Source organism: Sphingomonas nostoxanthinifaciens (assembly GCF_019930585.1).
GTDB classification, from domain to species: domain Bacteria; phylum Pseudomonadota; class Alphaproteobacteria; order Sphingomonadales; family Sphingomonadaceae; genus Sphingomonas_I; species Sphingomonas_I nostoxanthinifaciens.
This window is the reverse complement of sequence record NZ_CP082839.1, coordinates 3,952,904-3,965,492: the sequence shown is the minus strand read 5'-3', so window position 1 is coordinate 3,965,492 and position 12,589 is coordinate 3,952,904. Positions and strand designations below refer to the sequence as shown.

General features: G+C 65.6%; 7 protein-coding genes. 3 read left to right on the top strand and 4 right to left on the bottom strand.

Translation table 11 applies throughout. The annotated features are described in order from the left end of the window. Positions 1-172: 172 nt before the first annotated feature. Positions 173-1,537 (top strand): oligosaccharide flippase family protein, encoded by a 1,365-nt coding sequence (locus tag K8P63_RS18800; protein WP_223797507.1) that lies wholly within the window; start codon positions 173-175, stop codon positions 1,535-1,537. A 13-nt stretch (positions 1,538-1,550) separates the two neighbouring features. On the opposite strand, the gene K8P63_RS18795 is transcribed toward K8P63_RS18800, so the two are convergent. Then, a complete protein-coding gene (locus K8P63_RS18795) occupies positions 1,551-2,564 on the bottom strand; it encodes a cupin-like domain-containing protein (RefSeq protein WP_223797506.1) in 1,014 nt (337 codons plus the stop codon). Between the two features lie 173 nt (positions 2,565-2,737). Between K8P63_RS18795 and K8P63_RS18790 the strand changes: the two genes are divergently transcribed. Beyond that, positions 2,738-4,309 (top strand): tryptophan halogenase family protein, encoded by a 1,572-nt coding sequence (locus K8P63_RS18790; RefSeq protein WP_398288933.1) that lies wholly within the window; start codon positions 2,738-2,740, stop codon positions 4,307-4,309. Positions 4,310-4,331: 22 nt separating this feature from the next. Here K8P63_RS18790 and K8P63_RS18785 read toward each other — a convergent pair whose 3' ends face one another. Further along, positions 4,332-5,036 (bottom strand): SapC family protein, encoded by a 705-nt coding sequence (locus tag K8P63_RS18785; RefSeq protein ID WP_223797504.1) that lies wholly within the window; start codon positions 5,034-5,036, stop codon positions 4,332-4,334. 343 nt (positions 5,037-5,379) lie between these two features. On the opposite strand from K8P63_RS18785, the gene K8P63_RS18780 reads away from it, so the two are divergent. Then, entirely contained in the window at positions 5,380-8,313 is a 2,934-nt protein-coding gene (locus tag K8P63_RS18780; RefSeq protein WP_223797503.1) for a TonB-dependent receptor, read from the top strand. Between the two features lie 213 nt (positions 8,314-8,526). Here the strand turns inward: K8P63_RS18780 and K8P63_RS18775 are convergent, their stop codons facing one another. Together K8P63_RS18775 and K8P63_RS18770 are read right to left on the bottom strand one after the other, a co-directional pair. Then, positions 8,527-9,192, bottom strand: coding sequence for a hypothetical protein (locus K8P63_RS18775; protein WP_223797502.1), 666 nt, complete (start codon positions 9,190-9,192; stop codon positions 8,527-8,529). Positions 9,193-9,530: 338 nt separating this feature from the next. After that, complete coding sequence (locus K8P63_RS18770; protein ID WP_223797501.1) at positions 9,531-12,314, bottom strand: bifunctional diguanylate cyclase/phosphodiesterase; 2,784 nt, start codon at positions 12,312-12,314, stop codon at positions 9,531-9,533. Positions 12,315-12,589: the final 275 nt, after the last annotated feature.

Below are 12,589 nucleotides of genomic sequence, written 5' to 3'. Positions count from 1 at the left end.
GCCGGCACGCGCCGGCGTCCGATCGATCCGGCACGTGCCGGCATCCGATCGATCGGATGGGGCGCATGCCGCCGATTTGCAAGCGCCAGCCGTCCCCCGCTCGCTTCCCGTTCGCAATTCCGCAAGCTATGTCCGCTAAGGCGTAAGCCGAGCGTACGGAAGTTTCAGCCAGATGCAGATGATGTCGATCGCCGCACGCCGCGGCCAGTGGAGGCCGTTCATACGGCGGCTGGCGATGGGCGGAACCGCGAGCATCGCGGCCAACGTCATCGTCACCAACGTGCTGCGCATCGTCAGCAGCATGACGCTGGCGCGGCTGCTCAGCAGCTATGCCTATGGCGTCGTCGGCGTCATCACCTCGATCGCCTACATGCTGGCGATGCTGTCGGACGCGGGCTTCTACCCCTTCGTCATCCGCCACGAGCGCGCCGACGATCCGAAGTTCCTCGATGGCGTGTGGACGCTGCGGCTGGTGCGCGGCGTCGTGCTGACGGTCGCGATGCTGGTGGTGGCCAAGCCCGCCGCCGCCTTCCTCGGCAAGCCCGAGCTGGCGCCGGTCATCATGGTGTGGGGCACGACCTTCCTGCTCGACGGCCTCTCCTCGCTCGCGCAGGCGACGGCGGTGCGCGAGCAGAAATTGTGGCGGCTGAGCACGCTGGAGACGTTGTGCAACGTCATCACGCTCGCCGGCTCGATCACCAGCGCGCTGATCCTGCGCAGCTATTGGGCGATGATCATCGGCATGATGATCGGCCAGATCGCGCGCGTGTTCCTGTCCTACGTCATGTTTCCGGGCTCGTTGCGCGGGCTGCGCTTCAGCCGCGAGACGCAGCGCGAGCTGTGGCTGTTCTCGCGCTACATCGCGATGTCGAGCATGCTGAGCCTCGTCATCCTGCAGGCGGACAAGGTGGTGCTGGCGCGGATGATGCCGCTCGCCACCTACGGCTTCTACGCGATCGCGACCACTTTGGCGCTGGCGCCCGAGGCGATCGCCAATCCCTACGCCCAGCGCGTGCTCTACCCGATCTATGCGCGCATCATGCGCGAGGATCGGCCGGCGCTGCGCGCGACCTATTATGGCGCGCGCCGGCGCGTGACCCTGCTCTATGCGTTGGCGGTCGGCGGACTGATCGGCGTGGCGCCTTTGGTGGTGGAGCTGCTCTACGATCCGCGCTACCGCCCGGTGACGCCGTTCCTGCAACTTCTCGCGATCCGCGTGTTCCTGCGCATGCCGAACCTCGCCGCACACGAGGTGATCGTGGCGCTCGGCAAGACCAGCACCTCGCTCGCCGCCAACGTGTTCCGCATCACCTGGCTGATCGTCGGCGGCGCGGTCGGCCTCTATCTCGGCGACATCATGTTCCTGGTGGTGGTGGTGGCGACCGACGAGGTGCCGGCGACCCTGTGGTACTGGTTCAATCTCTCGCGCGAGGGGCTGATGGACCTGAAGGAAGAGATTGCGCCGTTCGCGATCGGGCTCGGCGGGCTCGGGCTCGGCTGGGCGGTGGCGAAGGTCGGGCTGCTCGTCGTCCACTGAGCGTGCGACGGTGCTACGCGCCGCCCCGCAGCATCTGCATGACGCGGGCGCGGATCGCGCCGTAATTGGCCTTGATCGGGCCGAGGATGCCGTGCCTTTCGGGCGGCAGGTGCGCCAGCGGATGCCCGTCGGGCCGGAACGCATAATGATCGAAGAAGGCACGCCACGCGCGGCGCTCGCCCTCCGGCCGGTCGGCGATCGCGATCATCGCCAGCAGCATCGCCGCGTAAGGCGCATCGGGCCCAGTCGCGAACGGATCCCACCAGAAATTCAGCAGCGCGTTGACCGGGGCGGTCGATTCGACCTGATGCCACCACAATTTGGGCATGTAGAGCGCGTCGCCCGGCGCGAGCTCGGCGGTGAGCGCTTGGTCGGCGACCGCGTGGAAGCGGGGATAGCGCGGGTCGCCCGCCGCGGCCGATGCGGCGAGGCTGACCGGCTGGCCCGCCATCGTATGATCGACCGGGCCGACATAGAGATCGCCGATCAGCTCGGGCGGATAGAGAGTGAAGCGCCGCCGCCCCGCGACCACGCAGGCGACATTGTCCATCGTGTCGTAATGGGTCGACACGCGCGCGGCATGGCCGAGCCAGATGCGCCCGCCGCCCGCCGGATGGCGCGGCAATGCCAGCGGATTGTCCGCCGACAGGCCGGGCAGATAGGTGTCGACCGGCAGCGAGCCGAGATAGACGGTCGGGCTCTGCTCGTCGCGCGCCGCGGTCAGCAGCGCCAGCCCGTCGCCGAAGCGCATCCGCCGCCGCTCGAAATTGAATCCGGCCAGATCGTCGGTGTAATAATAGCGGCCCTCGATCTCCGGCGGCCCGACGAACCCCTCCAGCTCGATGCCTTTGTCCCAGCGCCGCAGATAGGTGGCGAGCGCGTCCGGCGACTCGGCACCCGCCGCGACGATCGGCCAGTGCCGCACCAGGCCGCGCAGCACGATCGGCCGGCAGGGTCGCGCGATTTCCTCGAGGAACCGATCGGGGTCGATCGCCGCGGTGCAATCGCGTTCGTCGATCGCCGGCACGGCTATGGTCGCTCTGCTTTTAGGCAATGCGCGGCCACGATCGGACGGGGACGGTGCGGGGGCATGAACAATGATCGACGCCTCTCATTGCCGATATGTCGCGGCACGTGCCGCTTGTCGAGGCGATGCGGGCGATTTGCCGGCGGCGCGCTTCGCTGTAGATTGCATGCATGATGCTGCAGCAAAAAGGCGACGCGGTGAACGATCGAATCCGCGATATCGTGATCGTCGGCGGGGGCACCGCCGGCTGGCTGACCGCCGGGGTGATCGCCGCGCGCCACAAGGCGAAGATCGCCGCCGGCCAGTTCAGCGTGACATTGGTCGAATCGCCCAACGTGCCGATCATCGGCGTGGGCGAGGGCACCTGGCCCACGCTGCGCACCACGCTGAAGAAGATGGGCGTTTCGGAAACCGATTTCTTCCGCGAGTGCGACGCCGCCTTCAAGCAGGGCGCGAAGTTCGCCCGCTGGACGACCGGCGCCGACGACGATGCTTATTATCACCCGCTGATGCTGCCGCAGGGCTTCGCCCAGGTGAACCTCGCGCCGCATTGGCTGGCGGAGGATCCGGACGAGAGCTTCTGCGACGCGGTCTGCCCGCAGGGGCGGCTGTGCGACGACGGGCTTGCGCCGAAGACGATCGCCACCGCCGAATATGATGCGGTCGCCAATTACGCCTACCATCTCGACGCCGGGAAATTCGCGCCCTTCATCCAGCGTCACTGCACCGGAAAGCTCGGCGTGCGCCACGTGCTGGCGGACGTACGCGAGGTGCGGCTGGCGGAGAATGGCGACATCGCCGCGCTCGCGACCGAGCAGGCGGGGGAGATACCGGGCGACCTGTTCGTCGACTGCACCGGCTTCGCGTCGCTGCTGCTGGGCAAGGCGCTGGGCGTGCCGTTCAAATCGTGCAGCGACGTTTTGTTCTGCGATACCGCGCTCGCCGTGCAGGTGCCCTACGACACGCCCGACGATCCGATCGCGTCGCATACCATCTCCACCGCGCAGTCGGCCGGCTGGATCTGGGATATCGGCCTCCCGACGCGGCGCGGGCTCGGCTACGTCTATTCCAGCCGCCACACCAATGACGACGAGGCCGAGCAGACGCTGCGCACCTATGCGGGCGCGGCTGCGAAGGATCTGTCGGTCCGCAAGATCGGCATCAAATCGGGCCATCGCGAATTGTTCTGGAAGAAGAATTGCGTCGCGGTCGGGCTGGCGGCGGGCTTCCTCGAGCCGCTCGAGGCCTCGGCGATCGTGCTGGTCGAGCTTTCGGCCAAGCTGATCGCCGAGCAGATGCCGGCGACACGCCCGATCATGGATGTCGTCGCGCGGCGCTTCAACGAGGTGACGCTCTACCGCTGGGGGCGGATCATCGACTTCCTCAAGCTGCATTATGTGCTGACCCAGCGGCGCGACAGCGCGTTCTGGCGCGACAATGTCGATCCGGCGACGGTGCCCCAGCGGCTGCAGGATCTGTTGCGCCTGTGGGCGCATCAGTCGCCGTGGTTCTTCGACGAGTTCGACCGGCTGGAGGAAGTGTTTCCTGCCGCCAGCTATCAATATGTGCTGTACGGCATGGGCTTCCGCACCGCGGTCGATCCGCTCGACGTCGCGGGCGATGCCCCGCTCGCCGAACGTTTGCTGCGCGAGAACGACAGCGCGACGCAGGCGATGCGCGCGCGGCTGCCGCGCAACCGGGATCTGATCCGCAAGATCCACCAATACGGCCTGCAGCCGGTCTGAAACGAGCGTCCGTGGGGCGCCTTCAGGCGGGCAGGGCGTCAGCGAGCCGACGGTTGCGCTGGCTGGCGAGGATCGGCAGCTGGCGCAAGGATGCTGCCGCAGCATAAGCGAGCTGCAGGTGATTCGAGCGGAACAGCGCCAGCACGGCGGCGTCGTCGAGCTGGCTCATTTGATCGAGGCTCACCGTGTAGAGGCCGTCGAGGTTCAGTCGCTCGCCATCGTCGAAATCCAGCGAGATCGCGATCGGCTCGATCAGTTTATGCTGCAGCAGCACGTCGATGAATGCGGCGGTCGGTTCGCGGCCGCGCATCAGCATGGCGACCGCTTGCTGCACCTCCTTCAGCGCGGTGGCAGGCTCGCCCTGCGCGTCGAAGAGCGGCCGGCCCTCGGTGCGGCTCACCCGCGCATCGTCAGGATCGATCGCGAGATGATCGCCGGAAACGAAGAACCCTTCGCGCTGCACCGCGAACGGAACGTAGGCGTCGGGATCGGGCGACCCCAGGCTGCGTACCTGCCCCTCGGACTGGATGCCGTGAAGTATGCCCGCCATGAACCGGCCGGTCTCATAGTTCTTCGTGAAGAAAATGGGGTATCGCGTCGCCGCAACCGCGAACTCCGCCAGAACGATTTCGACGAAGCCGCGCCATTGTGTGCCGCTCGATCCTATTGCGTCGCGCACGCGCAAGTCGCCGTGGAGGGAGGCGTTCAAGACCTCGATATCGGTCATGGTTGTGGCTCTATAGCTGGAGGGCGGCACTGGCGGCGCAACTCGCCCGACGGGAGTGCGAAACGCAAGGCCGCGTTGACGCCGATAACGCTAACAAAAATTTCGGATAGCGCTAACGAAAAAATTGTCTGGACGGAAAGAGTGTGTAACAAGGCGGCTACTTAGTGGTCACAGACGGTCCGCGCGACAATGCGTAGGGCCGCGATAGCAGACCAAATGAAGGGGAGAGGATATGTTAGCAGAAGCTTGCGGCGTCGTTCGTGTTCGTTCGGCGCGCGTCGCGCTGAGGAGCGCGTGTAGCCTGGCGGCACTTGCGCTGGGGACTCCGGTATTCGCGCAGGCGATGCCCCAATCGCCCAGTTCCACCCCGTCGAGCGCGCCGGCCACCGTTTCCGGTGTGGCCCCGGTCGACAATGGCACCGCCACCGACAGCATCGGCGCGAAGGCGGCTGCGTCGCCGCGCGACGAGACCGCAGCGCCCGGCGCCGCCCAGTCCAACCAGACGATCGCGCAGCAGACGTCGGCGGGTGCGGAAGAGATCATCGTCACCGGCCTGCGCGGCTCGCTGCAGCGTAACCTCGATATCAAGCGCAATTCGGTCGGCGTGGTCGACGCGATTTCGGCCGAGGATATCGGCAAGTTCCCCGACTCGAATGTTGCGGCTTCGCTGCAGCGTCTGCCCGGCGTCTCGATCCAGCGTAACGGTGCGCGCGGCGAGCCGACCGGCGTCACCGTGCGCGGTTTCGGCGGCGATTTCGTCGCCACCTTGTATGACGGCCGGCGCGTGTCGACCGGCACCGGCGGTCGCTCGATCGACTTCTCGACGGTGGGCTCCGACTTCGTCGGTGAGCTCGACGTGCTCAAGACGCCGGACGATGCGCTCAACGCCTCGGCCATCGGCGCGACGATCAACATCAAATTCCCCAAGCCGATGGATCACCCCGGCCTGCGCGTGGCCGCGTCGGGATCGGGCTCGCTCCAGGACGGCGCAGGCAAGGTGGTGCCGACCGGTGGCCTGCTGATCAGCGACACCTTCGCCGACGATACGATCGGTATCCTGGTCGACGGTATCTATACGCGTCACGACACGCAGACCAACCGCGTCGACACCAATGGCTGGGAAGGCACCCATTTCGCGCCGTGCCAGCTGACGCCGACCTGCACCGCGGCGCAGAATACCAGCGCCACCCAGACGATCGTCGGCTGGTATCCGCAGGATTACACGATCGCGCGCGACTATACCAAGGACGAGCGCTATGACGGCCGCGTCGCGCTGCAATGGCATCCGTCGGAAAGCCTGCTGATCACTGTCGACGACAATTTCTCGCGGCAGGACATCCACACCACGGTCGCCGGCATGGGCGTGTGGTTCAACTCGAGCTCGCTGCAGAACATCAAGCAGGACAAGAACGGCACTGCGATCAGCTTCACCCAGGCCGGCTCGCCGATCGACTTCGTCGCCAACGACAACCGCCAGGTGCTGCAGACCAACCAGCTCGGCGGCAACATCAAGTGGGATGCGACCGAGCATCTGCACTTCGACCTCGATGGCGCATGGGGCCGCAGCTACCAGAATCCGGGCAACTTCGTCGCCAATCGCGGCGGCGACATCGGCTACGGCAATACGTTGGGCGCCACCGCGGGCGTCGTCGTCAGCGGCAAGAGCAGCAACAGCCTGCCCGTGCTGGTCGGCTACGGGCCGAACGGCGATGCCTCGCGCCTGATCGACCAGACGATCATCGGCACGCACGTGCTGACCGACGCGACCCAGCGCAACCGCGACGACCTGAAGCAGGTGCGGCTGACCGGATCGTGGGAGCAGGACGATCTGAAGATCCGCTTCGGCGGGCAATATTATCGCGACCGCTTCCAGCTGCACAACGAGAACACCTTCTACAACAACTTCTGGCAGTCCTATGCGGGCTACGGGCCGGCTTCGGGCCGCAGCAGCGGTGTGCCGATCCCGGCGGGCCTGATCACCGGCACGTTCAGCACCGCCGGCTTCATTCCCGGCTTCTCGGGCGCGCTGCCGCCGAACCTGCCGATCTTCAGCGCGACCGCGCAGGAAAATCTGCAGCAGGGCTTCGGCGATCCCTATGCCAAGAACATTCCGGGCTTCAATTATCCGGCCGCAGGGTCGGGTGACGGCCTGCTGAACTATCATGGCCTGCAGACGCCGGTCACCGATCCGGGCAGCGTGCAGAACATCCTGGAAAGCACGTGGGCGGCGTTCGTCACCGTGAGCCAGACCACCGAGATCGCCGGCATGCCGCTGCACATCGCGGTGGGTGCACGCGAAGAGGTATCGCACATCACGTCGGCCGGCCTCGGCACGGTGCCGGTCAGCCTGACGGTGCCGTCGAGCGATCCGACCGCGTTCGTGATCGCCTTCTCGGGCACCACGTCGGTGTCGACCAAGTCGAACTATTCCTACTTCCTGCCGAGCCTCGACCTCAGCCTCGACGTCACCGACCGGCTCAAGTTCCGGTTCGATGCGTCGCGCACGCTGACCCGGCCGCCGCTCAACCGCCTGACGCCGGTGCTCACCGGCGTCGGTGGTCGCGTCAACGCGCTGGTGGCGACGGGCGGCAATCCGAGCCTTCAGCCTTACCTGTCGGACAATTTCGATCTGGGCGGCGAGTGGTATTATCACCGCAACTCGATGTTCTCGCTCGATCTGTTCGCGAAGCACGTCACCAACTTCATCGTGGCTGGCTCGCAGCGGCAGACGATCAACAACGTGATCGATCCGACGACCGGCCAGCCGGCGAGCTTCACGGTCTCGTCCTACGTCAACGGGCCGGCCGCCACGGTGAAGGGCCTCGAGGTCGCGCTGCAGCACGTGTTCGGCGACAGCGGCTTCGGCTTCCAGGCCAACGGCACGTTCGTCGAAACCAACAAGCCGTACGACCCGTACAATCTGTCGCAGAGCGGCTTTGCGGTGACGGGCCTGGCCAATTCGGCCAACTTCGTCGGCTTCTATGACAAGCACGGCTTCCAGGCGCGTGCCGCAGTCAACTGGCGCGACTCGTACCTGCTGCAGTTCGGGCAGATCCAGAACAATTCGGCGTTCGGCACCGAACCGACGATCGTCGACTCGCAGATCCAGGTCGACTTCAGCACCAGCTACGACATCAACAAGCATATCAGCGTGTTCTTCGAGGCGCTGAACCTCAACAATGCGGTGCAGAGCACCCACGGCCGCTTCGATAATCAGCTGCTGCAGGTTTATGCCTACGGCCGCCGCTTTACGGTGGGCGCGCACTTCCGCCTCTGAACCGGCGGACTCTGACGACTGAGCGACGGCTCGAAGGCGTAATCGTCTTCGGGCCGTCGGCATTTCCGGCACCGCGCATGGCGCCGATGTCGCCGCGGCGGACTGGGGGCGACCGAAACGACGAAGCCCACGGCCATCGCTGGCCATGGGCTCCGCCGTCAGATCGAGATCGCAAGACCCTTGGGCCGACAGCGCGGCCATAAGATCACCAGGCTAGGCTGCCCCTTCGAGCAGGACGTTCCGGCGCCGACGCGTCGCGAAGCCGAGCGCGCCGAACCCGACCACGAGCGAAGCCCAGGTGGACATTTCGGGCACCGCCGAACCGGCATCGAAGATCAGCGTCGACGGTGCGCCGTTCGCGGCGACATACCACAATTCATAATTGTGGCCGCCCACGAGCGACGGCAGCGCGGTCGTGGTCGCCGAGGTCGGCCCCTCGTTGCCGGGGATGAGGTTGCTGCTGCTCGTCGTGATGTCGAACAGCGAGATGCCGTCGTCATGCGTGATCGACGCGCCGGTCAGGTCGGTCGGCAGGATGAAGGTGAATTCGAACAGCGACGCCTCGTTGAAGGTCGGTGCGCTCATCTGGGTCGTCGGCAGGCCGATGCCCGGAATGAAATTGCTCATCAGGTCGGTGGCCTGACTGCTGTCCGAGAAATTGATCGGCCCGGTGTACGAGAAAAACCCGACATATGTCTGCGACGTCAGCGGGTTGCTCGGATCGGCCATTTGGGTGGGATCACCGATGCTGCCGGGGCTCGGACTAAACCCATGCCAGACATTGATGTTCACGCTCAGAAGTATCGGTGCCGCGCTGGCGGCGCTGGCGATGCAGCAGGCGAGAACTGGCGCAACGCAATAGCGAGCTAAAAACTTCATTACCCCCTCCACATATACGACTCAACGACAATGTTTAAATAACATTAACATGGTCAACACGCAACCGAAACGGGTGTGTAGTCGTAAGTGCCGGTAAGCTGGAGGTTATAGTTCAAGTAATAACCTATGTTAAAGCGATATGAGGGCGGGCTATCCTTGAAACAACTGGTGATTTGGTTCGAGCGCGAGGAAAATTGGGCAAATCTGTCGAAACTTGCGGGCGACGAGGACGGCGTCTGGCCGGGCTGATATTCCCCGTGCTGGCGGTCACCCACCTTCGGTCGGGATGTGCCGCAAGCCTCGAATTCGCGCCGCCGGGGAGCGCGCGCGAGCGGCCGTCAGGCGGCCAGCGAGGCATCCGGCAGGTCGAGGCTCGGCCGCCCCAGCAGGAAGCCCTGCGCCTCGGTGCATCCTTCCAGGCGCAACATTTCGAGCTGCTCTTCGTCCTCCACGCCTTCCGCCAGCACGGGCATGTTCAGGCTGGAGCCGAGCGCGATCACCGCGCGAATGATCGCACGCGCCTGCTCGCTCTGCCCCGATTGCAGGATGAACGATCGGTCGATCTTGATTTTGTCGAACGGAAAGGCGTGCAGCATTTCGAGCGAGGCATAGCCGGTGCCGAAATCGTCGATCGCGATCGTCACGCCCAGCGCCTTGATCTGCCGCAGCGTCTGCAGCGCGGCCGCCTTGTCGACGATGATGGCGGATTCGGTGACCTCCAGCTCTAGCCGACGCGGTGGCAGCCCGGTCTCGAGCAGAATTTCGGTGAGGGTGGTCACCAGATCGCGGTCGGCGAACTGGAGCGGCGACAGGTTGACCGCCACCCGATGCGGTTCCACCCAGCCAGCGGCTTCGCGGCAGGCGCGGCGCAACACCCATTCGCCGATTTCGATGATGCTGCCGCTCTCCTCGGCGACGGGGATAAAATCCCCCGGCGAAATCCAGCCGTCGGTCGGGTGATGCCAGCGCAGCAGCGCCTCGTAACCGGTCACGGCGCCGGTCTGCACCGAGCATTGGACCTGAAAGGCGAGCGTCAGCTCGTCGCGGGGGATGGCCTCGCGCAGGTCCTTCGCCATGGCGCGACGCGCGCGGGCGGCTTCGTTCATGCCATTTTCGTAATGGCATACCTGCATGCCGGGCGATGCCTTCGCCCGGTACATCGCGAGATCGGCGTTGCCGAGAACCTTGTCACGGTCCTGACCGTCGTCGGGGAAGATGCTGACGCCGAGGCTGGCTGCCGGCGTGATCGCCAGCCCGTCGATCGACATCGGATCGCCCAGCAGCGTCGACAGCCGATCGACAAAGGCGTGCAGCTCGTCTTCCTGCCGGAAGATGCAGAGGGCGGCGAATTCATCGCCGCCGAACCGGGCTGCCGCTTCATCGTCGCCCACCGCGGCCTTCAGCCGCGCGCCCAATATCTGGAGCAGATTGTCGCCAACGGCGTGGCCGTACGTGTCGTTGATATCCTTGAAGCCGTCGAGATCGATCACGATGATGCCGACCTTCGTCCCGTCGACCGACGCGCGATCGATCGCGGCATCCAGCCGCGCGTTGAAATTGGTTCGGTTGGGCAGGCCGGTCAGGCCATCGTGCAGCGCCATGTGCGCGATCCGCGCCTCGGAGCGGTGACGCTCGCTGACATCCTCGAACGTCGCGACCACGCCGCCTCCGGGCAGTGCGCGATACGACGCGTCGACGACGCTCGCATCCTCATAGGCGACCGTCACCGATCCGCCGCCTTGCGGCTGCGAAAGGCAGGCGCGCATCCAGTCGAGGCTTTGTGCGACGCGATCTTCGGACACGACGCCGCCGCTGCGCGACTTGAGCGAAAACCGGAAGAAGTCGGACATGTCGAGCCCTTCCAGCGGCACCTTTGCGTCGATCCGGTACATGATGCGGAAGCGTGCATTGACCAGCGCCACGCGCTCGTCGCCGTCGAACAGGACGAGCCCCTGCTGCATGTTGGTGACGGCAGCATCCAGCTTGCGCGTCAACGCGGCCATGCGGTCCTGATCCTCCTTCAGGCGGCTCACATCGCGGGTGATCTTCGCGAAGCCGATGATGTCGCCCTGCTCGCCGATCACCGGCTCGATCGTGACCGCCGCCCAGAAGCGGCTGCGATCCCTGCGATAGCGCCATCCTTCGGCGGTGAACTTGCCCGTCGTGCGCGCCGTTGCCAGCGCGCGCGCGGGGACGCCGAGCGCGCGATCCTCATCGGAATAGAAAGCCGAGAAATGGAGCCCGATCGCTTCTTCGGAGGTAAAGCCCTTCAGATGCTGCGCGCCGGCGTTCCAGCTGGCGACGCGCCCGTTTGGATCGAGCATGTACAGGGCGCAGTCGGTGATGCCTTCGACGAGGATGCGGAACTCGCGCCCGCCCGCCCGGATCGCAGCCACCGCCAGCGCATGCGCCACCGCCGCCCCCGCGCCGATAACCAGCACGGCCGCCGCGATCGCGCTGACGGCAAGGCCCATGCTGGCCGGCGACAGGATGAAGCGATCATGCCCGTCAGCGGCATCGGGAATGACGGTTGCGGCCGCCATGCCGGTGAAATGCAATGCGAGGATCGCCAGCATCAACGCCACGCTGGCGAGCGCGCCGGAGCCCCAGTCGCGCCGTCGCAGCGCCATCGTCAGCGCTGGAACGGTGGGCCCGATCGCAAACAGGATGGACAGCACGACCAGCGGCGGGGACCAATCGAAATGCCCGGCGAACTGGACCGAGCTCATGCCCAGATAGTGCATCGTGGCGATGCCGCCGCCGACGACGATCCCGCCGCCGATGATATCGCGAAGCCGCGCGCCGGGCCGCGAGCCGAGCGCGAAACCCGCGGTGGTCATAACGATCGCGACCAGCAAAGACAGCCCGGTCAGGCCGAATGCGTAACCGGCGACGGCGATGTCGTCGTAGCCGAGCATCGCCACGAAATGCGCGCTCCAGATGCCGAAGCCCGTCATGATCCCGGCGACGAGTTGCCACCGTACGTCGGTCCGCTGGCTTTCGCCGCGCTGCTGGCGCAGGGTGATGACCGCGGCGGTGCACGCGAGGCATGAAATCAGGCCGGCAAGCGCGACCAGTCGCCAGTCATGTTGATCCCGAATGCAGTACCAAACGGTAAGCACGCAACCCCCGATTCCTCAGCCCCCCTGCCAAGCTCCCGCCGGCCGAAGCGCACTCACATCGTCAATCAAGTAACAAATGTTAGGAGAAAAATGGGTCGATACCGTTAACATCTGCCCGTAAGCTACAGAAAATTTGTAAAACTTTTCCGGCGATGGCGCCGTGCGTGCGATCGCGATCGTTACTTGGCCGACCCGATCCCTAAAATGCGTACCGTTCCCCGGCGTCGATCGCGCGTGCGCCGATGCCCGACACCCGCTAGGCTGCGGCGACAAGA